The sequence below is a fragment of the Ochrobactrum sp. P6BSIII genome (assembly GCF_014138065.1).
Taxonomy (GTDB): Bacteria; Pseudomonadota; Alphaproteobacteria; order Rhizobiales; family Rhizobiaceae; genus Brucella.
In genome coordinates this window covers 1-22,902 of record NZ_JACGXB010000025.1, presented here as the reverse complement: position 1 = coordinate 22,902, position 22,902 = coordinate 1, and the positions used below count along the sequence as shown (strand labels likewise).

The following is a 22,902-nucleotide window of genomic DNA, read 5'->3' as shown; positions in this document are numbered from 1 at the left end:
TTCATTCTATCTGCCGTTTCTGCTTGATTTTGTCCCGCAAACATTTCCAATGCGCCAGAATCAAGACTATCGATGAACCATCGAACCGAACACCCTGAACCGACCCCTTTTGAGGCACTCATGTCTGCGTCCGTTTCTCCGCTCGCTCCAAAACATTACCCGTCCATGCCTGCCATCGACGGTGTGCGTATTGCTACTGCCGCTGCCGGTATCAAATATAAGGGGCGGACCGATGTGATGCTGATGGTGTTCGACCGTCCGGCGGAAGCCGCAGGCGTATTCACCCGTTCGCTCTGCCCGTCGGCACCGGTCGATTTCTGCCGCAAGAACCTCGTTCACGGCAAAGCGCGTGCTGTCGTGGTCAATTCGGGCAACGCCAATGCCTTCACCGGCGTGAAAGGCAAGGCCGCAACCGAGGCGACGGCGGAAGCTACCGCAAAGGCTGTCGGCTGCAGCACGACCGATGTGTTCCTGGCTTCGACCGGTGTGATCGGCGAGCCGCTCGATGCGAGCAAATTCTCTCATCTGCTCGGTGATATGAACAAAGATGCGGTCGAGGATTTCTGGACCGAGGCAGCCAAGGCCATCATGACCACGGACACCTATCCGAAGGTCGCCACGGAAACGGTGCTGCTGGGCAAGGTTCCCGTCACGATCAACGGTATCGCCAAGGGCGCGGGCATGATTGCGCCGGACATGGCGACCATGCTGTCCTTCATCGTGACTGATGCGCCGATCAAGGCCGATGTGCTGCAAAGCCTGCTGTCCAAAGGCGCGAACAAGAGCTTCAACGCGGTGACTGTCGATAGCGACACCTCCACCTCTGACACGCTGATGCTGTTTGCAACCGGTGCTGCGGCTGGTCGCGGTGCGCCGAAGATCACGGATGTGTCCGACAAGCGCCTGAAGGAATTCAAGAAGGCTCTGAAGCGCGTTCTGAAGTCGCTGGCCTTGCAGGTTGTGCGTGACGGTGAAGGCGCACGCAAGATGATCGAAATCGAAGTGACGGGTGCCAAGTCGTCGGCTTCCGCCAAGAAGATCGCGCTCTCCATCGCCAATTCGCCGCTGGTCAAGACCGCTGTGGCGGGTGAAGACGCCAATTGGGGTCGTGTTGTGATGGCCGTGGGCAAGGCAGGTGAACCGGCGGATCGCGACAAGCTCGCCATTTCGTTCGGCGATATCCGCGTTGCCTATCAGGGCGAGCGCGATCCTGCTTATTCCGAACAGGCGACCTCCGCCTATATGAAGGGCGAGGATATCCGCATCCATGTCGATCTCGGCATCGGTCGCGGCGAAGCCACTGTCTGGACCTGCGATCTCACCAAGGAGTATGTGGCGATCAATGGCGACTACCGAAGCTGAGGCCTTGGGCCCTAGCCGACAGATGTTGTAATGCTTTCAGGAATTCCGATGACCAAACCAAGTCTTGCCATTGTCCGCCAGCTCGAAGCCGTAGGTTTCCGCGCCTGGCCTGCCACGTCGGTTCATTACGACGGAACATGGGCGATCCGCATGACGGCAGCGCATTCCTCCAAGCGTTTGAACTCGATCAATCCGCTCGATCCGGGTGACACGCGGGATATTCCAACCCGCGTGGAGCTGGCGGCGCAGCGTTTCCGTGCTTATGGCCGTGTGCCTTGTTTCCGGCTTTCGCCACTCGCGCCTGTCGAACTTGAAAATTATCTCGAAGGGCTAGGCTGGAAGCGGCAGGACGAAACCATCGTCATGACCTGCAATCTGGCCGAGACAGACCTGTCGGGTGAAATCGACCAAATTCCGCTGAAGGATATTGGTCGTTTCGTCGATGCGTCCTTGTCCATTCACGAGCGTCCGGAAGAGATGCGCCCCGGCATGTCAGAAATTCTGGACGGTATTCGTCCGAACAAGGGCATGTTCGTGCTGGAGGAAGGCGGACGTGCGGTGTCCGATGTGCTGTGCGTGCAGGATGGTGTCATGGCCGGATTGTTCGATGTCGGCACCTTGCCTGCCGCTCGCCGCAAAGGCTACGGCCACAGTGTCGTCGGCTCGGCGCTCAAATGGGCGGCGAAGCTTGGCGCAAAGACTGCATGGCTGCAGATCGAGGCGCAAAATGTTGCCGGTCTCGCGCTTTATGAACGCTTCGGCTTTCAGGAAGCCTATCGTTACGCCTATCGGGAGAGCAATGAGAAATGAGCGAAGTGAAGAGCCGTCGCATTCTTCTCGTTGCAGCCTGTGCGCTGGTGGATTCCGATGGGCGGGTGCTGTTGGCGCAGCGCCCGGAAGGCAAGCAGCTCGCGGGCCTGTGGGAGTTTCCCGGCGGCAAGGTCGAGCCGGGTGAAACGCCCGAGGAAACGCTGATCCGTGAATTGCAGGAAGAAATCGGCATTACGACCAAGGTTGCCTGCCTCGCGCCTTTGACCTTTGCGAGCCACACCTATGATGATTTTCATCTGCTGATGCCGCTTTACGTCTGCCGTCGTTTTGAAGGCATTGCGCGGGGTTTGGAAGGGCAGGCGCTGAAATGGGTTCGCCCGAAGGATATGCGCGATTATCCGATGCCACCAGCGGATGAACCTTTGATCCCGTTCCTCATCGATCTTCTTTAGTTTTCGAAAATCCGGATTGCTTATCAACAGCTGTGAAAAAGCTGACAATTTCTTACGATTAAGGCAGTCGGTTAATCTCTGATTCACTCCGTTGCGGCATTCTCGAATGGGAGCCGCTCCGGAGTCTAGTATCATGAGTTTCGACAACAATTATTTCAGTGCCGATCACAACGAATATGCGCCCACCACTTTGACGAAAGCGGGGCGTGGTTTCCTGCGTCTCGTGTTGTTGTTTGGTTCTGCCGCTGCGGCGATGGCGCTGATTATTGTTCCGATCCTCAACGAACAGGCAGCCAAGGTTGCGGCCCAGTCCGTTCTGCCTGCTGGCATCGACCGGACGATGACCGGCTCCACCAAGCGCGATGCAGGCAACCAGCCCCATGGTGCTGTTCAGACCTATACCGTGCGCAAGAGCGTGCTGCAGCCCAACCCGAGTTCGGTTTGCGTCATCGATGTGGACGGAAGTCATCGCGGCGACTGCTGACACAACAGCTGCATTTTCCGTGAATTTGCAGCTATCGCGTAGGTCTATTCTTCTTCTGCTTTCTTCAGCGCATCGGCCAGCGACGCCTTGGCCGAGCCGGGCTTGAGCGGCTTTTGCTGCGAATCATGCGGCGCCCAGCCAGACAGCCAAATGATCGAGAATGTCGCGCGGATGCGTCCATCGGGATCGCTGAAGCGTTCCGCGTAGATTTCCGCCGCCCGCAAGAACAGCCGTTTCGATACCGGACGGCGCGACCGGTCGCGCACGATGTTCTGCATGCCCATGGCGCGCAGATCGGCCATCAGGTTGAACAGGGAATCATAGCGCACCGTCACGTTTTCCACGTCCGTCACAGGCAGTGCAAAGCCGGCGCGCTGCAACAGACCGCCGACATCGCGCACATCTGCAAACGGAAAAACGCGTGGCGATGCGCCGCCGGTCAGTTCGATTTCCGCCTGCAACAGGCTTTCACGCAATTCGCCGAGTGTACCGCTGCCGCTGAGCGCTGCCAGAAAAAGCCCGTCAGGCTTCAATGCGCGGGCAATCTGCACCATGGCGCCCGGCGTGTCATTGGTGGCGTGCAGCGCCATTAGCGATACGATCAGATCGGCGCTGCCCGGTTTGATCGGCAGCAGCTCTTCGTCACCGACGACTGACGGAAACGGACCTTTCAGGAAATCCGCATCGCGTTCCACGCGCAAAACGGTATCCGCCTTGCCGGAGAAGGCGATGGCCTCTGCTGCAAGACCATTGTGGCCTGCAAGATCAATGGCCACTGGAAAGCGGCGCTCGACAGCATCCAGACGGTCCGCAAGGTCTTCCGCCACGCGTCGCAACAGAAAATCGGCACCCGGTTCGGCGCGCCGGAATGCGCGGCGGCGAAAGGCAAGCTGTAGATCGCGGTCGAAGATCGCACTTTCGGGGGCAGGCATGGAATCCGTCTTTTCTTTTGCTATGCGGCGTATAGTGTAATTGCGGGCATAGATGCATTCGAACGGGGGCGAATGCAATGGCGGATGACGATACACCGCATCAAACCTTTTTGCGCAGGCTTTACGCAAGCGCGTGCTTTGCCGCGCGCCATCTGGCGCTTGCGGCCGCCAATCTGCTGTTTCCGGCAAGCTGTGCGGGTTGCAAGGCGCATGTCTCGCAGCCCGGAACTTTGTGCCCGACATGCTGGTCGGAGCTGCGCTTTATCGAACGGCCTTACTGCCCGGTGCTGGGTGTGCCGTTTGGTCATGATTTTGGTGACGGCTTCTTGAGTGCGGAGGCGATTGCCGATCCGCCGCCGTTCCGCCGTCTGCGGTCGGCGGTTCTGCATCGCGGCGCAGCGCAACGTATGGCGGTTGCCTTGAAATTCCATGACAGGACTGATCTGGCCCCATGGATGGCGCGCTGGATGCAGCGGGCTGGCCGCGAATTGCTGGATGAATGTGATGTGATCCTGCCGGTGCCGCTGCATCGCTGGCGCTTCTGGCAGCGCCGCTTTAATCAGTCCGCCGAGCTGGCGCGGGCGCTGGCAAAGTCGAGCGCCTTGCCCTTTGCGCCGCAAGCCCTGAACCGCATCCGTCGCACCGAGCAGCAGATCGGGCTTGGCTCCAAGGAGCGCAAACGCAATGTGGATGGTGCTTTCCGTGTGCCGAAAGAGCAGGAAATTCATGTGCGCGGGCGTCGTGTCCTGCTTATCGACGATGTTTATACGACGGGCGCAACAGTAAAGGCGGCAACGCGCGCCTTGCTGCGCGGCGGTGCAAAAAGTGTCGATGTTCTGACATTCAGCCGGGTGCTGCCCGATTGAAACTTGCGGGCAAGAACAAGCCTGCACACACCGTCGTGAAACCTGCAGGGTCTTCCGGAGCGGAGCGTTGCCGACTATATAGTGAGGCAACGAATGGAGTTTTTCATGGTTGACGTTACCATCTACACCCGCCCCGGCTGCCCTTATTGCTCGCGTGCGGTCGATCTTCTGACCCGCAAGGGCGTTGAGTTCAATGAAATCAACGCAGGCGCCACGCCGGAACTGCGCGCCGAAATGCAAGAGCGTTCTGGCCGCAACACCTTCCCGCAGATTTTCGTCGGTTCCGTCCATGTCGGCGGCTGCGACGATCTCTTTGCGCTCGACGGTCAGGGCAAGCTCGACGGTCTGCTCAAGACCGGCGAACTGAACTAATTTTATAACGGGGGAGAAACCGATGAGCACGTTCCGCGCTGCCGCACTACAAATGCGTTCTGGCACCGATGTTGTCCGCAATATCGAGGCTTTGGAGAAACTCGTCGCTGATGCGGCAGCTAAGGGCGCGACTTACGTGCAATCTCCCGAAATGACCGGCGCGATGATGCGCGATCGGGTGGCGTTCAAGGCCAGTCTGCGTGACGAAGCCAACGACCTTGTTTTCAAGGCGGCTTCGGTGCTGGCAGCCAAGCACGGCATCTTCCTGCATATCGGTTCTACGGCCATTGATGCTGGCGATGGCCGGATTGCCAATCGCGCCGGATTGTTTACGCCATCGGGCGAAAAGCTCGTGACCTATGACAAGATTCATATGTTCGATGTCGATCTCGACAATGGCGAAAGCTGGCGCGAATCGGCAACCTATGAACCGGGCAAGGAAACCGTCATTGCTGAATTGCCTTTCGCCAATATTGGCATGGCGATCTGCTATGATATTCGCTTCCCGCAGCTTTTCCGTGCACAGGCGCTGGCTGGCGCCAATGTGATTACCGGGCCTGCGGCCTTCACCAAGCAGACCGGCGAGGCGCACTGGCATATTTTGCAGCGTGCGCGCGCTATCGAAAATGGCGCATTCCTGATCTCGGCTGCGCAGGGCGGATTGCACGAGGACGGGCGCGAAACCTATGGGCATTCGATTATCGTTTCGCCCTGGGGCAAGGTGCTGGCGGAAGCCGCCCATGACGAACCGGCTGTGATCGTTGCCGATATCGATGTTGCCGAAAGCGCTGCGGCGCGCGGCAAGGTGCCGAATTTGAAGAATGCCCGCGAGTTTACCGTCAAGACGGTGACCGCAAAACAGAATGAGGATGCATAACTCCATGATCCGCTTTTCGCTTCATTGCGATAACGGCCATGAATTCGAGGGCTGGTTCCGCGACAATGCCGATTTCGATCGGCAGTCGGAGATGAAATTCGTCTCCTGTCCGGTCTGCAATTCGCATCAGGTGCAGAAAGCCCTGATGGCGCCTGCCGTCTCCACGGCAAGGGCTAAGGAAAAGATCGCGATGGCGCTGGGCGAAGCCCAGAAGAAGGTTCTCGAAGAAATGCGCGATCTCAGCCGTAAGGTCCGCGACAATGCGGATTATGTCGGCGACAAGTTTGCCGAGGAAGCACGCAAGATCCATTTCGGTGAAACGGAGCAGCGTGGCATCTATGGTGAAGCGTCGCGCGAGGACGTGCATTCGCTGCTTGAAGATGGTGTCGATGTGATGCCATTGCCGGTCTTTCCAGAAGATCAGAATTAGGTCACCTGTTCGTCATGACAGCACGGCAGGGGAGGCCGGGTGCATGAAATTGATGGAGTCTGCCTCCTTTCTGCTTCTGGCCACCGGCACCCTGCTGGGGCTTATCCTGCCTCTGGGAAAGATCGCTGCGCAGGTGGGCATTCCGCCTGCCATGTGGACCTTTCTGTTTTCCGCCAGCGCTGGTGTGATTCTATTCGCCGTTCTGCTTTTGCGGGGAAAGAGCCTCGGCTTTTCCGGCGGGCGCGCACGCTATTATGTCTGCACCGCAATCATCTCTTATGCCTTGCCCAATCTTCTGATTCTGTCGGCGATCCCACGTCTCGGTGCTGGTTTCACGGGAATCATGTACACGCTGTCGCCGGTTATCACGCTGGTGATTTCAATTGGCTTCGGCTTGCGACGCCCCAATGCGCTGGGCATTGGCGGCATTGCTGTCGGCTTTATCGGCGCGATTCTTGTTGCGCTGACACGCGGCGAGGTCGGCAAGCCCGCTGATCCGCTCTGGGTTGCGGCCGCCTTGCTTATTCCGGTGTTTCTCGCCTGCGGTAATGTCTATCGCACGCTGGACTGGCCGAAAAATTCCGATCCGACAGAGCTTGCAGCAGGCAGTCATCTGGCTTCCGCCATCATGCTCTTTGCGGGCATCCTGCTGTTCACCGGCGGTTTTCCGGTTGAGACATTTGCACTGGCACCATGGGCCGCAACAGCGCAGGCGATTGCATCGGCGGGAATGTTCGCGCTGTTCTTCCGGCTACAGGCGGTGGGCGGACCGGTTTATCTCAGCCAGATCGGCTATGTGGCCGCAGCGCTCGGTCTCATTTCCGGCACGCTGTTTCTGGGCGAGCATTATCCGCTGCTCACCTGGATTGGAGCAGCCGTTATCGCTGTTGGCGTGGCGATGACCACGCGCGCCCAGAAAAGCTGATTGTTGAATCTGACTATTCTGGCCGCTCGGCCAGAACCATATAATTCACATCCGTATCGCGGGAGCGGCTCCAGCTGTCGGCAAGCGGATTATAGGTCACGCCCAGCTTGTCGATGAGACGCAGGCCGCCTTTGGCAAGGGCGGATTCGAGTTCTTCCGGACGCACCAGCTTTTCATATTGATGCGTGCCGCGCGGCAGCCAGCGCAGCACATATTCCGCACCGATGATCGCCAGACCATAGGCTTTCAGGGTGCGGTTGATGGTGGCGACGAACATTAGCCCTCCGGGCTTCACCATTTCACTGGTCGCCGACATGAACAGATCGACATCCGAAACATGCTCGACCACTTCCATGTTCAAAACCACGTCGAATTTCTCGCCAGCCTCGGCCAGAGCCTCCGCTGTCGTGGCGCGATAATCGACCTCGACGCCGCTTTGCGCAGCGTGGATTTTCGCAACCTCGATATTGGTGGTCGAAGCATCCGCGCCGATCACGGTTGCACCGAGACGCGCCATCGGCTCGCAGAGAAGACCGCCGCCGCAACCGATATCGAGCAGGCGCAATCCTTCGAAGGGGCGCGGCGAATTCGGGTCGCGATTGAACTTGGCGCAGATTTTTTCCTTGATATAGGCAAGGCGCGTTGGATTGAATTTGTGTAGCGGGCGGAACTTGCCCTGCGGGTTCCACCATTCCGCGGCAATGCGCGAGAAATGCTCGATCTCGGAAGCGTCGATGGTGGTGCGGGCAGTCTCGGTCATTTCAATCTCCAGGAGCGGAAGCGTGCAATCCTGCTCTCAAGGTAGCGCCTCAAAGTCAAGGTGCAAATCAAATTCCGGCATTCCTGACCCTATCGGGACGTTCTTGCGAATCGCGGCCTTGCGGAACCGCGACATATTAGCTATGTGACCCCGGGTTTGCCTGTCGCAAGATTATAAGGTTTGGGCAGGTGAGAGTGTAATTTTCAAAATAGCGGGACGTATCCTTAAATGGCGCGCATCGTGATGAAATTCGGCGGCACTTCGGTGGCCGATCTGGAACGCATCTATAATGTGGCGCGCCACGTCAAACGCGAGGTCGAGGCGGGCAATCAGGTTGCTGTTGTCGTCTCGGCCATGTCCGGCAAGACCAATGAGCTGGTCAACTGGGTGCAGAACATGCCGAAGGTATGTGGCGCCAGTTCGCCTTTCTACGATGCGCGCGAATATGACACCATCGTCGCTTCCGGCGAACAGGTGACGAGCGGCCTTCTGGCCATCGCGCTTCAGTCGGTTGGTGTCGATGCGCGTTCGTGGCAGGGCTGGCAGATTCAAATCAAGACCGACAATGCGCATGGCGCGGCTCGTATCCAGGACATCGACGGTTCGGAAATCATCCGTCGCATGGAAATGGGTCAGGTTGCCGTTGTGGCCGGTTTCCAGGGCCTGGGCCCGGATAACCGCATCGCGACGCTCGGACGCGGCGGCTCCGACACATCGGCTGTGGCTGTTGCCGCAGCGGTGAAGGCTGATCGCTGCGATATCTATACCGATGTAGATGGTGTCTACACGACCGATCCGCGCATCGAACCGAAGGCGCGCCGCCTGCCGAAGATTTCCTTCGAAGAAATGCTGGAAATGGCTTCGCTCGGCGCCAAGGTTTTGCAAGTGCGCTCGGTCGAACTCGCTATGGTGCACAAGGTACGCACCTTTGTGCGCTCGAGCTTTACGGACCCCGATGCGCCGGGCATGGGTGATCCGATCAACCCGCCCGGAACGCTTATTTGCGACGAGGATGAAATCGTGGAACAGCAGACCGTCACAGGTATCGCCTTTGCGAAAGATGAAGCTCAGATTTCGCTGCGGCGCGTGGCCGACCGGCCGGGTGTGTCGGCAGCCATTTTCGGCCCGCTTGCCGAAGAGCACATCAATGTCGATATGATCGTTCAGAACGTGTCGGAAGACGGTTCCAAGACCGACATGACCTTCACGATCCCGACCGGCGACATCGACAAGGCGCTGCGCGTTCTCGACAAGGTCAAGGCTGAAATCGGCTTCGACAACATTCAGTCCGAAACGGGCCTCGCCAAGATTTCCGTGATCGGCATCGGCATGCGCAGCCATGCGGGTGTTGCCGCCACGGCCTTCAAGGCGCTGGCTGAGAAGGGCATCAACATTCGCGCCATCACGACGTCGGAAATCAAGATCTCGATCCTGATTGACGGCCCTTATGCCGAATTGGCCGTGCGCACGCTGCACGCCGTCTATGGTCTCGACAAGTCGTAATCCATTGATGGCTGATATTAAGCCGGCATAAAATCCGGCTTTTATTAAACCGTTTTGAAACAATGCCGCGTCCTTGAATGGATCGCGGCATTTTTTCGTTCCAGAACCTGGCATAATTTCTGCTTAAAGCACTAGACGGCAGTGTCAAAAATGCTCACAAAGGGGTTGGCGTAACGCGTCGCGGGCGGGTAATGGGAATCGGTCGGCGAAAGCGGGCCACCAGTCCGAACGGCTTTCGGTAGTACGGAGCAAGCAAAGCCGTTTTCTCTTTATTCGCCGCAGTTCGCACGGAAAGCCGCTTCACCTCGGTGCCGAAACTGCACAAGAGGAGTGTCCGACGATCATGCGCGATCAGACAACCGGTCCCCGCGTGCTGCTGAAGCGGTTGCGCGAATTGATGGCTGAGCCGCTTGAGCCGCAGCCGCGCCTTGACCGGATCGTTCGTGAAATCGCGCAAAATATGGTCGCGGAAGTCTGCTCCTTCTACGTGCTTCGCGCTGACGGCGTTCTCGAACTCTATGCCACTGAAGGTTTGAACCCACAGTCGGTCCACCTGGCGCAATTGCGTCTGGGGCAGGGCCTTGTCGGCACCATTGCCGCCAGCGCGCGTCCGTTGAACCTTACCGATGCACAAAGCCATCCGGCCTTCGCCTACCTGCCGGAAACGGGCGAAGAAGTATATAATTCCTTCCTCGGTGTTCCCGTGCTGCGCGCAGGCCGCACCATGGGCGTTCTCGTCGTGCAGAACCGCACCAAGCGCGCCTATCGTGAAGACGAAGTCGAAGCGCTTGAAACGACAGCCATGGTGCTGGCCGAAATCATCGCGTCCGGCGACGGGCTGAAGCTTGTGCGCCCCGGTATCGATCTCGATATGGGCCGCCCGATGAGCGTGACCGGGCTTGCCTTCAATGACGGCATCGGTCTCGGTCATGTCGTGCTGCATGAGCCGCGCATCGTCGTCACCAATCTTTTCAACGAGGATAGTCAGGCCGAGCTGGCCCGTCTGGATCAGGCGCTTGGTTCCTTGCGCATTTCCATCGATGACATGCTGTCGCGCCGCGATGTCGCGATCGAAGGCGAGCATCGCGAAGTGCTGGAAGCCTATCGCATGTTTGCTCATGATCGTGGCTGGGTGCGTCGTCTGGAAGAGGCGATCCATAACGGTCTGACCGCCGAAGCAGCCGTAGAGAAGGTGCAGAGCGACACGCGTGCGCGCATGATGCATCTGTCCGATCCCTATATGCGGGAGCGCCTGTCGGATTTCGACGATCTCGCCAATCGTCTGCTGCGCCAGTTGATGGGCCGTGACATCAAGACGATGGCCGAATCGCTGGTCAAGGATGCCATCATCGTTGCGCGTTCCATGGGCGCTGCCGAGTTGCTGGATTATCCGCGCGAGCGTTTGCGCGGCGTGGTGCTGGAAGACGGCGCCGCCACCAGCCATGTGGTGATCGTGGCCCGCGCGATGGGCATTCCGGTCGTTGGGCAGGCCAAGGGCGCTGTCTCCATGGCTGAAAACAACGATGCGGCTATCGTCGATGGCGACGAGGGCGTGGTGCATCTGCGTCCGCAGTCGGACCTCGAATCAGCCTATGCGGAAAAGGTTCGCTTCCGTGCCCGGCGTCAGGCGCATTATCGCGAATTGCGCGACAAGCCTGCCTTGACCAGGGACGGCGTCGATATTTCGCTTTTGATGAATGCAGGCCTTCTGGTCGACCTGCCGCAGCTTGCGGCATCGGGCGCTTCGGGCATCGGCCTGTTCCGCACCGAGCTGCAGTTCATGGTCGCCTCGACCTTCCCGCGGGCAGAGCAGCAGGAGCGGCTTTATCGTTCGGTCATGGAAGCGTCGGGCGACAAGCCGGTTACGTTCCGCACACTCGACATCGGCGGCGACAAGGTGCTGCCTTACTTCAGCGCATCGGCGCAGGAAGAAAATCCGGCGCTTGGCTGGCGCGCTATCCGCCTCACGCTGGATCGTCCGGGTCTGCTGCGCACCCAGTTGCGCGCGCTTTTGAAAGCGGCAGGCGGACGTGAATTGAAGCTCATGCTGCCGATGGTGACGGAAGTTGCCGAAGTGAAGGCAGCGCGTGAGATCATCGAACGTGAGGTTCGCCATCTGTCGCGGTTCGCGCATTCGCTGCCGACGCGGATGAAGCTTGGCGCGATGGTGGAAGTTCCAGCCCTGTTGTGGCAGCTGGATGAGCTGATGACGGCGGTTGATTTCGTCTCCGTCGGCTCCAATGATCTGTTCCAGTTCCTGATGGCGGTGGATCGCGGCAATTCGCTGATTTCCGGCCGTTTCGACCAGCTTTCTCCGGCTTTCCTGCGGACGCTGCGCCACATTGTCGATACCGGCAACCGGCACAACACGCCAGTTACGCTCTGCGGTGAAATGGCGGGACGTCCACTGACGGCAATGACGCTGATCGGCCTTGGTTTCCGCTCCATCTCCATGTCGGCTGCTGCCATCGGCCCGGTTAAGGCGATGCTCGGCGCGCTGGATACAACGAAGCTGAATGCGCTTCTCAATGAAGAGCTGGACAAGCCGAATGTCGCGCATTCTCTGCGTGAACTGATGCTTCGATTTGCAGAAGACAACGATATTCCGTTATAGCAAGGCAAATTGCATAGAATGACCGGGTGTGGCGCGGGACGCGGCGCGCCCGGTTTCGCACATTTGCATTCGGACGATGATTTTTAGGACATGACATGATCGCATTGCCGCAGGACCGGATGGACCAGCTCTTGAAGCGGTTCTCGATGATCGAAAGCCAGATGGCCGACAATCCGGATTCGGAAACCTATGTGAAGCTCGCTTCCGAATATTCCGAGTTGCAGGAAGTCGTCGGCAAGATTCGCGAATTGAGCGATGCGCGTGCCGAAGCGAAAGATCTGGCCACCATGCGCGACGACGCGTCGACCGATGCCGAAATGCGCGCATTGGCTGTCGAGGAATTGCCGGAAGTCGAAAAGCGCGTCGAGGCGCTGGAGCAGGAAGTACAGATTCTGCTTCTGCCAAAGGACGCGGCGGATGAGAAGAACGCCATTCTCGAAATTCGCGCCGGTACGGGCGGACTGGAAGCAGCGCTTTTCGCGGGCGATCTCTTCCGCATGTATGAGCGTTATGCCAGCGAGAAGGGCTGGCGCGTCGAGCTGGTCTCGGCCAGCGAAGGCGATGCGGGCGGCTATAAGGAAATTATCGCGACGGTTTCCGGCAAGGGCGTGTTCTCGAAGATGAAGTTCGAATCGGGCGTGCATCGCGTGCAGCGCGTACCGGAAACAGAAGCCGGCGGGCGCATTCATACATCGGCTGCGACCGTGGCCGTGCTGCCCGAGGCCGAAGACATCGATATCGAGATTCGCAACGAGGATATCCGCATCGACACGATGCGCGCATCGGGCGCTGGCGGCCAGCACGTCAACACGACCGACTCGGCAGTGCGTATCACCCATATTCCCACCGGCATCATGGTGGTTCAGGCGGAAAAATCCCAGCATCAGAACCGCGCCCGCGCCATGCAGATCCTGCGTGCCCGCCTTTATGACATGGAGCGCCAGAAGGCTGAAAGCGAGCGCTCGGAAGCGCGCCGTAGCCAGGTCGGCTCTGGCGACCGTTCGGAACGCATCCGCACCTATAACTTCCCGCAGGGCCGCGTCACCGATCACCGCATCAACCTGACGCTCTACAAGCTCGACCGCGTGATGGAAGGCGATCTCGACGAATTGGTCGATGCGTTGATTTCCGATCACCAGACCGCGCTTTTGACCGAACTGGGCGCCTGAGCGTGAGCGGCGAGCGTCTCGACGTTCTGGCAGCACAGGCCCGGCGGCAATTGCGCGATGCCGGGTTGGAAACGCCTGATCTCGATGCGCGGCTGCTGATCGAATGGACTACGGGCACGACACGGCTCGATCTGATTTCCGCACCGGACAGACTGATCGAAGCCGAGTGCGTCGAAACCTTGCGTGCGGCGCTCGAACGCCGCGCCAAAGGCGAACCCGTGCATCGGATTATCGGTGTTCGCGAATTTTACGGACTGCCATTCCGGCTTTCTGCTGAAACGCTTGAACCGCGCCCGGATACGGAAGCGCTGATCGAGCTGGTCACGCCACCGCTTGAACAGCTCGTTGCGGAGCATGGCGTGGTCGAACTCCTCGATATGGGCACGGGCACCGGGGCGATTGTGATTTCGCTCCTGCATCGCTTCGAGACATTGCACGGCATTGGCCTCGATGTGTCGGAAGGGGCGTTGGCGACGGCGCGAATCAATGCTGCGATCAACGATGTGAGCCAGCGTTTCGCCGCACTGCGGAGCGACTGGTTCGCCAATGTCAGCGGACGGTTTCATATGATCGTCTCAAACCCGCCCTATATTCCGCATGAAGATATTGCCGGTCTGTCGCGTGAAGTGCGCGAGCATGATCCGCTTGCAGCACTGGATGGCGGCCAGGATGGACTGGATTTTTACCGGGCCCTTGCAGAACAGGCAGTAGAGTACCTATATGATGGTGGTATGGTTGCTGTAGAAATCGGCGCCGGACAATTCCAGGATGTAAAAGCGCTGTTTGAGCAAGCGGGTTTTGAACTCGCGAACGATGCGCGTGATCTGGGCGGCCATAGAAGGGCCATGCTTTTTGCGCAAAAATCATAAACGAAATTTTGATACCCAACGGCGCGAAAAAAAACTTGGAATTTGCCGCGAAGCCGTTTAGTTTCCGGCCACCGTATACAGACAGAATGGTTTTGCCCGCTTTTTAGAGGGCCGTGGCGGAAATGCTCCATGACGATTTGAGGTCATGCTCTCCCGGGGTCTAAGCCTTTGGAGATGGCTCGTACGGAAGTACACGACTTTCAGGCATGGTCCCGAAGAGCGATGCTTTTCGGCGTGGACCTTGCACAAGGCAACCGTCAGGTTCCGGCCATCCATCTGGATATGCGGAGCCGAGAAGCATGTCGCGGAAAAGTGGGAACCGGTTTTCCGGGAACGACATGCATAAAAGCAACCCCTTAATGTGCGTCAGGCGAACAGTTTGAAATGCGACGCGCTTTAAGAATAGTCGATGTGTAGGAAGTTTTAGGGCGTGCTTCCTCCATGGCTCAATAGCAAGAAACAGGCGACCGTTTTCGTCGCAACGTTTCTGCGCCCTTTAATCTGAAAAGAGATGAATATGAGGCCAGCACAGCAGAACAGGCGTATGCGCGGACGGGGGAATAACAATAACAACAATAATAACAACAACCGCAAGGGCCCCAATCCTCTGTCGCGTAATTACGAAAGCAACGGACCTGACGTAAAGATCCGTGGCAATGCGCAACATATTGCAGAAAAATATTCGACACTCGCTCGTGACGCGCAGGCTTCTGGCGACCGGGTGATGGCTGAAAACTACCTTCAGCACGCTGAACATTACAATCGCATCATTATGGCTGCCATGGCGCAGAACCCGGTGCCGTTCCAGCGCGAAGAAACCTTCGACGATGACGGCGCTGATGATGACGATACTGGCTTCACGCCAGCAGTCGCCGTCGAGCCGCGTCCGGTAAGCGGTTCCGGTCCGCAGCCGGTCATCGAAGGCACGCCTGCCGAAGTCATTTACGGCGAGGAAAGCGGCGAAAGCCGTCAGCCGCGTGAACGTGATAATCGTGATCGTCGCCTTGGCCGCGGTCGCCGCCCGCAGCGTGAACGCTTCAATGCCGAAGAGCGCCCGGAAGCGCAGGCCGGTGAAGCAGGCGAACAACCGGCAGTGGAAGCTGCTGCGGAAGTAGCAGAACCAGCTCCGGTCGCTCGGGCTGCCAAGGCTGCTCCGGCGGCTGTGGAAGCGGCACCCGTTGAGGCTCCGGTGGAAGCACTCGTCGAAGCGAAGGCCGATGACGAAGCTGCACCGCGTCGCGCTACCCGCCGTCCGGGTCGTCCGCGCCGTGTTGCGAAGGATCAGGATGCCGGCAGCGATACGCCAGCAACCGAACCTGTCGATTCCGACGCTTAGAGCGAGTTTCGATCTGAATGAATCAGATCGGCGCTCTAAGCTTCTATATATCGAGCATAATCTTATCGATCCTCGTTTCACTCCGGTCGGATTATGCTCTAAAGCTTTCGGTATAAGATTTGAAAATGGCGCGGTTTTCCGCGCCATTTTTATTTGGTCGCACGTGCGTTGTTCACCCTTGCCGAAAGGTGGTCATAGTCCCATATCCTGTCTTGGAAAGACATGAAGCCCGCCCATGCGGGGGCTTCGTCACCCAACATCTTCCGGTGCCTATGCAGGGCTGGAGGGCAAAAGGAGACACTATATGAATATCGAGAAATACACGGAACGCGTTCGCGGTTTCATTCAGTCGGCGCAGACTTTCGCGCTTTCTTCCGGCAATCAGCAGTTCACTCCGGAACATATTCTGAAAATCCTCGTCGATGATGACGAGGGCCTTGCCGCATCGTTGATCGAGCGGGCAGGTGGACGCATTGCCGATGTGCGCCTTGGTTTACAGAGCGCATTGGAAAAGTTGCCGAAAGTATCGGGCGGTAACGACCAGCTTTATCTCTCGCAGCCGCTGGCCAAGGTTTTCGCTCTGGCCGAAGAGCTTGCCAGCAAGGCGGGCGACAGCTTTGTCACGGTCGAACGGCTGCTGACGGCGTTGGCAATCGAGAAATCCGCAAAGACATCTGAAATTCTTGCCGCTGCCGGTGTGACACCGACGGCGTTGAACAAGGTCATCAACGATATGCGTAAGGGCCGCACTGCCGATTCTGCTTCCGCCGAAAGCAATTACGACGCACTGAAGAAATATGCGCGCGATCTGACTGAAGACGCCCGCAACGGCAAGCTTGATCCGGTGATCGGCCGCGATGAAGAAATTCGTCGCACGATTCAGGTTCTGTCACGCCGCACCAAGAACAATCCGGTGCTGATCGGTGAGCCGGGCGTCGGCAAGACGGCCATTGCCGAAGGTCTGGCGCTGCGCATCGTGAATGGTGACGTGCCCGAATCGCTGAAGGACAAGCAGTTGATGGCGCTCGACATGGGCGCGCTGATTGCCGGTGCGAAATATCGCGGCGAGTTCGAGGAACGCCTGAAGGCAATCCTGTCGGAAGTTCAGACGGCTGCCGGTCAGGTTATTCTCTTCATCGACGAGATGCACACGCTTGTCGGTGCGGGCAAGACCGATGGCGCGATGGATGCGTCCAACCTGCTCAAGCCTGCGCTGGCCCGTGGTGAATTGCACTGCGTCGGCGCGACCACGCTGGAAGAATATCGCAAATATGTCGAGAAGGACGCCGCGCTTGCGCGTCGTTTCCAGCCGGTCTTCGTGGACGAACCGACCGTCGAGGACACGATCTCGATCCTGCGCGGCCTGAAGGAAAAATACGAGCAGCATCACAAGGTGCGCGTATCGGACTCGGCGCTTGTCGCAGCCGCAACGCTGTCGAATCGCTACATCACCGACCGCTTTCTTCCAGATAAGGCCATCGACCTTGTCGATGAGGCTGCGTCGCGTCTGCGCATGCAGGTCGATTCGAAGCCGGAAGAACTCGACGAGATCGACCGGCGCGTTATGCAGCTCAAGATCGAGCGCGAAGCCCTGAAGGTCGAAACTGATGCCGCTTCCAAGGATCGTCTGGTGCGTCTTGAAAAAGAGCTGACCGATCTGGAAGAGGAATCAGCTGAACTGACCGCCAAGTGGCAGTCGGAAAAGCAGAAGCTCGGTCTTGCTGCTGATCTCAAGCGTCAGCTTGAAGAAGCACGCAATGCTTTGGCCACTGCACAGCGCAATGGTGAATTCCAGAAGGCTGGTGAGCTTGCTTATGGCAAGATCCCGCAGCTTGAAAAGGAACTCGCCCAGTCGGAAAGCCAGGAGAACAAGGGTTCTCTACTGGAAGAGACGGTTACGCCGGAACATGTCGGTCAGGTGGTATCCCGCTGGACAGGTATTCCGGTTGACCGGATGCTGGAAGGCGAGCGCGAAAAGCTACTGCGGATGGAAGACGAGCTTGCAAAGCGCGTCATCGGTCAGGGCGAAGCCGTTCAGGCGGTTTCCAAGGCTGTTCGCCGTGCGCGTGCGGGTCTTCAGGATCCAAACCGGCCTATCGGTTCGTTCATCTTCCTCGGCCCAACGGGCGTGGGCAAGACCGAATTGACCAAGGCGCTGGCTTCGTTCCTGTTCCAGGACGACACCGCGATGGTTCGTATCGATATGTCGGAATTTATGGAGAAGCACTCCGTGAGCCGTCTGATCGGTGCGCCTCCCGGTTATGTCGGTTACGAAGAAGGCGGCACGCTGACGGAAGCCGTGCGGCGTCGGCCATATCAGGTGATCCTGTTCGACGAGATCGAAAAGGCGCATCCCGATGTGTTCAACGTGCTGTTGCAGGTTCTGGACGATGGGCGTCTGACCGATGGTCAGGGGCGCACGGTCGATTTCCGCAACACGGTCATCATCATGACGTCCAACCTTGGCGCCGAATATCTCGTCAATCTTGGCGAGAAAGACGATGTCGAGAGCGTTCGTGACGAGGTGATGGGTGTGGTTCGGGCGGCATTCCGGCCGGAATTCCTGAACCGTGTCGATGAAATCATCCTGTTCCACCGGCTGCGCCGCGAGGATATGGGTGCAATCGTCGATATCCAGTTGCAGCGTCTCCAGACCTTGCTCACCGATCGCAAGATCGCATTGGAGCTGGCAGAGGATGCCCGCGAATGGCTTGCCAACAAGGGATATGATCCGGCTTACGGCGCACGTCCTTTGAAGCGCGTGATCCAGAAGGAAGTCCAGGATCCGCTCGCAGAGCGTATTCTGCTGGGCGATATTCTGGACGGCTCGCTCGTCAAGATCACCGCTGGTTCGGACAGGCTCAATTTTCGTCCGGTTCGCGGTGCTCTGGAACCCGATCCGAAGAACGAAGGCGTGGAAGCCTGACGTTCCACTTGTTCTAACAAAGCGCCGCAGTCGCAAGATTGCGGCGCTTTTTATTGGCTTTAATCAATTCGGGCGGGATGTATCACAATGCTCGAAGAAATTTTGCAGATACAAATTTCATAAAACTTGTCGTCACTTGGCCATTTTCATGTCCAGTTCATCTGGCATCTGCTGTTACTCGGATAATCAGTTATTAACCATATTCACGGCATCCATGATCTGACGATCCGATTGAACGTCTGAAATTACGGGCACCTGGGACTTCCTCCATGACGCATTCCATACGCATGCTTCGTTTCGCATTGTTTGCTTCTGCGGCTCTTCCCGCCACGGGTGCCGGTGCTTTTGCAGAAGAAAACCGTGACACCACGCTCACGGAAGCTCCGGTGCAACTGGCGCAGCTCTACGATCCGGGCGAAGAGGTCTATCATGACCGACGCGTGCGCGTTTACATCGACCAGTATGGTCGGCGCGTGACGATGGATCGTCGTGGTCGCATTGTCAGCGTCGAGGATGCCAATACCTACGATCGCAATAGCTATGGTGGTCTCAATAGCCGCCGCGATCCGCAACAAGACGACAACTGGACACTAAACGGCCCTGTCGATGGCGGTTCGCCCTATGACGGCTTCAGCAATGTGCCGGAAGACCCGAATTATTATCCTGCCGCGCCGTCCGATCCGAACTATCGCGGCAATCAGGATGGTCAGGTGCAGCGTTCGGAACTGCCGCCGTCCGGTGAAAACTATCCAGACAATACGGGCACCAATTCCGCCAGCATCGATCAGAACTATAATGGGCAGGATTACAGCCAGCCCGGCTATGAGCAGCCGCAGAATGTGCCGAAGTCCAGTGATATGGCGCCGGCAATCGAAATGCCGAAAGGCGAGGGTGCCAAGGCCAAGATTGCAGCCTTCCAGGTGTTGCTGGATCGCGCGGGCGCATCGCCGGGCGTCATTGATGGCCGTTCCGGCAGCAATGTCGACAAGGCCGCAGCCGCCTATGGCGAACTGACCGGCAAAACCATCAGCCCGAAGGATGATGCGGCAGTCAATGCCGAGCTGGAAGCAACCGGCGGTGCGGCGTTCTTCGAATATACGATCACCAACGAGGATGTCGGTCGCCAGTATGTGGCCTCGATTCCGGAAGATTACGCCCATAAGGCGCAGCTTCCATCGATGGCCTATACATCGGTGACCGAAATGCTCGGTGAGAAATTCCACATCGACGAAAACTACCTGAAGGAAATCAATCCGGGTGTGAACTTTAATCAGCCCGGTTCCGTGGTGAAGGTGCCAAATCTCGGCAAGCCGGTGCGCGCCAAGGTGGCGAGAATCATCGCCGACAAGGGACGCAAGCAGGTCCGTGGTTATGATGAAAGCGGCAAGCTGGTCGTGGCCTATCCGTCGACCATCGGCTCATCGGATAATCCGTCGCCGTCCGGCATCGTGCAGGTTGAGCGCATCGCGATCAATCCGAATTACACCTACAATCCGAAGATCAACTTCAAGCAGGGCAATAACGACAAGGTTCTGACGATTCCGCCGGGTCCGAATGGGCCAGTCGGTACGGTCTGGATTGCGCTTTCCAAGCCGACTTACGGCATCCATGGAACGCCGGAGCCGTCCAAGATCGGCAAAACGTCGAGCCATGGCTGCGTGCGATTGACGAACTGGGACGCGGAAGAACTCGCCAAGCTCGTCAAAGCGGGCGTCACCGTTGAATTTTCCGAATAGTTCAACCTTCACGGGTCAAACAAAAAAGCCGGGAGAGCATTTTGCTTTCCCGGCTTTTTTTAACCCTTGGTCGAGGCGTTAGCAGCCAGCTTGGTGCTGTTGTCGTCGCTGTTCAAAAGCGTGTCGATGCGATCGCGCTCCTGCTTGAAGGCTTCAAGCTCTTTGCCCTTCAAAGCCTTGTTGTCCGGCAGGCGGATGCGAAGCGGGTCCACCTTGGTGCCGTTGACGATCATTTCATAATGCAGATGCGGGCCGGTCGAGAGACCGGTCGAACCGACATAGCCGATCACCTGCCCCTGACGCACCCTTGCGCCAGCAGACACGCCGCGCGCAATTGCATTCTGGTGGCTGTAGCTGCTCACATAGCCATTGGCATGACGAATCAAGGTCTGATTGCCATAGCCATTGGTCCAGCCTGCCTTTTCGACAACCCCGTTACCCGTTGCGATGATTGGCGTGCCGCGTGGCGCGGCCCAATCGACGCCGGTATGCATGCGGCTATAACCAAGAATCGGGTGGCGGCGCATGCCAAATGGCGAGCGGAACACGCCATTGGGTACCGGATTGCGCAGCAGAAACTGCTTTGCGCTCTTTCCGCCTTCGTCGAAGTAATCGACACCACCATCCGGCGCCTGATAGCGGTAGAATTTCCGGGTCGTGCCGCTGAAAGTCGCCGCAACATAGAGAAGTTGCGAATCGCTGTCGGCCTTGTCCGGATCATCGGGTCCGTCCGGCAGGGAGAAGAAGGCGTCAATATTGTCGGTCGGCGTCAACTGCGCCTGAAGATCCACGTCGGTGGCCAGCATTTTGACGAGCTGTTCGCGCATCGTTTCCGTCATGCCATAGGCAAGGGCCGCGCGACTGATACCGTCATAGACATTGGGCAGATTGCCGCGGATGGCGCTGGGGATCGCATTGCCGTCAAAAGCGGTCTGCAACAGAGGCGTTTCTTCGGGTTCATCCGATGGAACATATTGCTGACGGTCGTTCAGTGTGACCGTCACGAGATGCGTGGTGCGATTATAAATGCTTGCGCGAACGATGCGGTCCTGCCCGTTGCGGGTTTCAGTTCCCACACGCAAGATACTGCCTTGCTTCAAGCGCGGCGAATTCATCATCTTGGCGAGCGCATCGACCATGTTCGATGTGTCTTCGCCAGTATAGCCCGCATCTTCGAGCGCCTGCGCGATGTCGGCGGTTTGCCGGAAGGGGATCAATTCTTCCGAGAAACCATCATCAGTCTGCTCGTCATTCGCCTTCGGGGCGACGCTGACATTTTCCTGCGTGATCTTCACGCCGAGCGCTGGGCCAAGCGCATAAGGAGAATCATTGCCGCCAAAGCGGGCCGGGTCGACATAATGCAGCGAGGCAACCTGGACATCGCCATCGGTCAACAAGCCGCCGGTATCACGAACGACTTTTTCGACTTCATCCACCGACAGATCGCTGGAGGCATCGAAAGTTGCGCTGTTCAGCGGAAAATCGACAACATGGAGGCTGACTTCGCTTTCAACCTTGGCACCATAAATCTGTCCGGTGTCTGCTGGCAGCGGGGCGGTGGGGCCTTCAGAGAACACAGTCAACGCATCGAATGCCGGATATTTGCGGCTGGTCGGGTGATCGACCGCCAGCGCCATGCTCACAAGTTCGAACGGGCGGGTGCGGATAACTTCGCGTTCGCCAACTTTCTGCATGGTGGAAAGGTCGAACCGACGCCGGTCGCGCGGCTGCTGTGCCGAAACCGTGCTGACGAGACGACCGCCCTTGGTGACGGCGCTTTCCTCGGCGGCACTTGGCATATCGTTGCGGGCAAGAATTTCGGGCGGGGTCGCCAATTGCTCGCGCCCGTCAAGGGCGGCAAAAAGAGCAACGCCAATCAGCATGCAGGAGGTAACGCCAGTCAGGAAGGTGCCGGCAAGCCAGCGTGCCGAAACTTCGCGCCGATCTGGAGGCCGTCGCCGTCCGCCAACGCTCAGCGGGGGCTCGTCACCCGGATCGAGATTATTCGGCCCCATTTCCTTCATACTGCTATAGTCGGCCCTTCTTCTAAACCTGATGGCACGAAAACGTGCTTGAACATCGCTTGTCAGAAAAGCGACTTATGCGCTGATCCGATGCTAAGGTGTCTTCCTTTATCTATGGAAGGCTCCCAAACGGGCATCAGAGTTTTGCCTGCCGTTGGCGCGTAAGTCAATGACGAGGCGGCCAAACGCCGATATCCACAATGCCAACAGGCTGGCTATAAGCTGGATGCAGTACGGCTAAATTTCGAATTTCGCGGAAACTAGTTTTTCATTGAGGCTGGTTTGTGGCCCGATATTCCGCAACGTCATGTTTCACCCCTATATATAGAGTGGCAAAAACTAGGGATTTGACGCCCTGTGGAAAGCTGTCAAAAAAATATCAAAAAACTTCAAACCCGTTGTTGACAGTTTGGCTTAGTCCGCCCTATATAGCGCCACAACGAGGGCGGCGACGCTGCTAGCGGCAGGTTGCTTCGTCCTTGAGTTCTGGTGAA

The 22,902-nt window shown here is 57.9% G+C and carries 19 protein-coding genes; 16 read left to right on the top strand and 3 right to left on the bottom strand.

The genetic code is table 11. From position 1 onward, the window contains the following. Positions 1-120 precede the first annotated feature (120 nt). The 4 genes from argJ (at position 121) to FHW00_RS23055 (ending at position 3,069) form a co-directional block, all read left to right on the top strand. Entirely contained in the window at positions 121-1,362 is a 1,242-nt protein-coding gene (gene argJ, locus FHW00_RS23070) for a bifunctional glutamate N-acetyltransferase/amino-acid acetyltransferase ArgJ (RefSeq protein ID WP_113534765.1), read from the top strand. 48 nt (positions 1,363-1,410) lie between these two features. After that, the gene (locus tag FHW00_RS23065) at positions 1,411-2,172 is read left to right on the top strand and encodes a GNAT family N-acetyltransferase (protein ID WP_078341033.1); all 762 of its coding nucleotides are present in this window, start codon (positions 1,411-1,413) and stop codon (positions 2,170-2,172) included. Then, complete coding sequence (mutT, locus tag FHW00_RS23060; RefSeq protein WP_078341032.1) at positions 2,169-2,585, top strand: 8-oxo-dGTP diphosphatase MutT; 417 nt, start codon at positions 2,169-2,171, stop codon at positions 2,583-2,585. The genes FHW00_RS23065 and mutT overlap by 4 nt, the downstream gene beginning before the upstream one ends. Positions 2,586-2,718: 133 nt before the next feature. Continuing rightward, positions 2,719-3,069 carry a hypothetical protein gene (locus FHW00_RS23055; protein WP_078341030.1) on the top strand — a complete coding sequence of 117 codons (351 nt, stop codon included), beginning with the start codon at positions 2,719-2,721 and terminating at the stop codon, positions 3,067-3,069. A gap of 44 nt (positions 3,070-3,113) precedes the next feature. On the opposite strand, the gene FHW00_RS23050 is transcribed toward FHW00_RS23055, so the two are convergent. Further along, entirely contained in the window at positions 3,114-4,001 is an 888-nt protein-coding gene (locus FHW00_RS23050) for a methyltransferase domain-containing protein (protein ID WP_078341048.1), read from the bottom strand. Positions 4,002-4,078: 77 nt separating this feature from the next. Between FHW00_RS23050 and FHW00_RS23045 the strand changes: the two genes are divergently transcribed. The 5 genes from FHW00_RS23045 to FHW00_RS23025 all read left to right on the top strand — a co-directional run bounded on the left by FHW00_RS23045 (position 4,079) and on the right by FHW00_RS23025 (position 7,471). Continuing rightward, the gene (locus FHW00_RS23045; RefSeq protein WP_078341029.1) at positions 4,079-4,867 is read left to right on the top strand and encodes a ComF family protein; all 789 of its coding nucleotides are present in this window, start codon (positions 4,079-4,081) and stop codon (positions 4,865-4,867) included. Positions 4,868-4,972: 105 nt separating this feature from the next. Next, the gene (grxC, locus tag FHW00_RS23040) at positions 4,973-5,239 is read left to right on the top strand and encodes a glutaredoxin 3 (RefSeq protein ID WP_078341047.1); all 267 of its coding nucleotides are present in this window, start codon (positions 4,973-4,975) and stop codon (positions 5,237-5,239) included. Positions 5,240-5,261: 22 nt separating this feature from the next. Then, on the top strand, positions 5,262-6,116 hold the full coding sequence (locus tag FHW00_RS23035; RefSeq protein WP_078341028.1) for a carbon-nitrogen hydrolase family protein: 855 nt from the start codon (positions 5,262-5,264) through the stop codon (positions 6,114-6,116). 4 nt (positions 6,117-6,120) lie between these two features. Continuing rightward, entirely contained in the window at positions 6,121-6,546 is a 426-nt protein-coding gene (locus tag FHW00_RS23030) for a DUF1178 family protein (protein WP_078341026.1), read from the top strand. A gap of 43 nt (positions 6,547-6,589) precedes the next feature. Continuing rightward, positions 6,590-7,471 carry a DMT family transporter gene (locus FHW00_RS23025; RefSeq protein WP_078341025.1) on the top strand — a complete coding sequence of 294 codons (882 nt, stop codon included), beginning with the start codon at positions 6,590-6,592 and terminating at the stop codon, positions 7,469-7,471. Between the two features lie 13 nt (positions 7,472-7,484). Here the strand turns inward: FHW00_RS23025 and ubiG are convergent, their stop codons facing one another. Beyond that, entirely contained in the window at positions 7,485-8,231 is a 747-nt protein-coding gene (gene ubiG / locus FHW00_RS23020; RefSeq protein WP_078341024.1) for a bifunctional 2-polyprenyl-6-hydroxyphenol methylase/3-demethylubiquinol 3-O-methyltransferase UbiG, read from the bottom strand. Between the two features lie 228 nt (positions 8,232-8,459). Here ubiG and FHW00_RS23015 point away from each other — a divergent pair, with 228 nt between their 5' ends. The 7 genes from FHW00_RS23015 (at position 8,460) to FHW00_RS22985 (ending at position 20,384) form a co-directional block, all read left to right on the top strand. Next, complete coding sequence (locus tag FHW00_RS23015) at positions 8,460-9,734, top strand: aspartate kinase (RefSeq protein WP_078341023.1); 1,275 nt, start codon at positions 8,460-8,462, stop codon at positions 9,732-9,734. A gap of 343 nt (positions 9,735-10,077) precedes the next feature. Then, positions 10,078-12,348: a phosphoenolpyruvate--protein phosphotransferase gene (ptsP, locus tag FHW00_RS23010; RefSeq protein WP_078341022.1), complete on the top strand. Its 2,271-nt coding sequence runs from the start codon at positions 10,078-10,080 to the stop codon at positions 12,346-12,348. A 95-nt stretch (positions 12,349-12,443) separates the two neighbouring features. Next, positions 12,444-13,517, top strand: coding sequence for a peptide chain release factor 1 (prfA, locus tag FHW00_RS23005; RefSeq protein WP_078341020.1), 1,074 nt, complete (start codon positions 12,444-12,446; stop codon positions 13,515-13,517). A 2-nt stretch (positions 13,518-13,519) separates the two neighbouring features. Beyond that, positions 13,520-14,386 carry a peptide chain release factor N(5)-glutamine methyltransferase gene (gene prmC / locus FHW00_RS23000; protein WP_078341019.1) on the top strand — a complete coding sequence of 289 codons (867 nt, stop codon included), beginning with the start codon at positions 13,520-13,522 and terminating at the stop codon, positions 14,384-14,386. A gap of 517 nt (positions 14,387-14,903) precedes the next feature. Then, positions 14,904-15,722: a DUF4167 domain-containing protein gene (locus FHW00_RS22995; protein ID WP_078341046.1), complete on the top strand. Its 819-nt coding sequence runs from the start codon at positions 14,904-14,906 to the stop codon at positions 15,720-15,722. A 304-nt stretch (positions 15,723-16,026) separates the two neighbouring features. Further along, positions 16,027-18,648, top strand: coding sequence for an ATP-dependent chaperone ClpB (gene clpB, locus FHW00_RS22990; RefSeq protein ID WP_078341017.1), 2,622 nt, complete (start codon positions 16,027-16,029; stop codon positions 18,646-18,648). A 269-nt stretch (positions 18,649-18,917) separates the two neighbouring features. Then, entirely contained in the window at positions 18,918-20,384 is a 1,467-nt protein-coding gene (locus tag FHW00_RS22985; RefSeq protein WP_078341016.1) for a L,D-transpeptidase, read from the top strand. A 59-nt stretch (positions 20,385-20,443) separates the two neighbouring features. Here the strand turns inward: FHW00_RS22985 and FHW00_RS22980 are convergent, their stop codons facing one another. Continuing rightward, the gene (locus tag FHW00_RS22980) at positions 20,444-22,408 is read right to left on the bottom strand and encodes a M23 family metallopeptidase (protein WP_078341015.1); all 1,965 of its coding nucleotides are present in this window, start codon (positions 22,406-22,408) and stop codon (positions 20,444-20,446) included. Positions 22,409-22,902 lie beyond the last annotated feature (494 nt).

Bases quoted from the DNA above. Each gene is read 5' to 3' on its own strand.
- FHW00_RS23050 (WP_078341048.1), bottom strand. From the start codon at position 4,001: ATGCCTGCCCCCGAAAGTGCGATCTTCGACCGCGATCTACAGCTTGCC.
- FHW00_RS23045 (WP_078341029.1), top strand. From the start codon at position 4,079: ATGGCGGATGACGATACACCGCATCAAACCTTTTTGCGCAGGCTTTAC.
- clpB (WP_078341017.1), top strand. From the start codon at position 16,027: ATGAATATCGAGAAATACACGGAACGCGTTCGCGGTTTCATTCAGTCG.
- FHW00_RS23035 (WP_078341028.1), top strand. From the start codon at position 5,262: ATGAGCACGTTCCGCGCTGCCGCACTACAAATGCGTTCTGGCACCGAT.
- FHW00_RS23030 (WP_078341026.1), top strand. From the start codon at position 6,121: ATGATCCGCTTTTCGCTTCATTGCGATAACGGCCATGAATTCGAGGGC.
- FHW00_RS23065 (WP_078341033.1), top strand. From the start codon at position 1,411: ATGACCAAACCAAGTCTTGCCATTGTCCGCCAGCTCGAAGCCGTAGGT.
- mutT (WP_078341032.1), top strand. From the start codon at position 2,169: ATGAGCGAAGTGAAGAGCCGTCGCATTCTTCTCGTTGCAGCCTGTGCG.
- FHW00_RS23015 (WP_078341023.1), top strand. From the start codon at position 8,460: ATGGCGCGCATCGTGATGAAATTCGGCGGCACTTCGGTGGCCGATCTG.
- FHW00_RS22985 (WP_078341016.1), top strand. From the start codon at position 18,918: ATGACGCATTCCATACGCATGCTTCGTTTCGCATTGTTTGCTTCTGCG.
- ubiG (WP_078341024.1), bottom strand. From the start codon at position 8,231: ATGACCGAGACTGCCCGCACCACCATCGACGCTTCCGAGATCGAGCAT.
- FHW00_RS23025 (WP_078341025.1), top strand. From the start codon at position 6,590: ATGAAATTGATGGAGTCTGCCTCCTTTCTGCTTCTGGCCACCGGCACC.
- FHW00_RS23055 (WP_078341030.1), top strand. From the start codon at position 2,719: ATGAGTTTCGACAACAATTATTTCAGTGCCGATCACAACGAATATGCG.
- grxC (WP_078341047.1), top strand. From the start codon at position 4,973: ATGGTTGACGTTACCATCTACACCCGCCCCGGCTGCCCTTATTGCTCG.
- prfA (WP_078341020.1), top strand. From the start codon at position 12,444: ATGATCGCATTGCCGCAGGACCGGATGGACCAGCTCTTGAAGCGGTTC.
- FHW00_RS22980 (WP_078341015.1), bottom strand. From the start codon at position 22,408: ATGAAGGAAATGGGGCCGAATAATCTCGATCCGGGTGACGAGCCCCCG.
- ptsP (WP_078341022.1), top strand. From the start codon at position 10,078: ATGCGCGATCAGACAACCGGTCCCCGCGTGCTGCTGAAGCGGTTGCGC.
- argJ (WP_113534765.1), top strand. From the start codon at position 121: ATGTCTGCGTCCGTTTCTCCGCTCGCTCCAAAACATTACCCGTCCATG.
- FHW00_RS22995 (WP_078341046.1), top strand. From the start codon at position 14,904: ATGAGGCCAGCACAGCAGAACAGGCGTATGCGCGGACGGGGGAATAAC.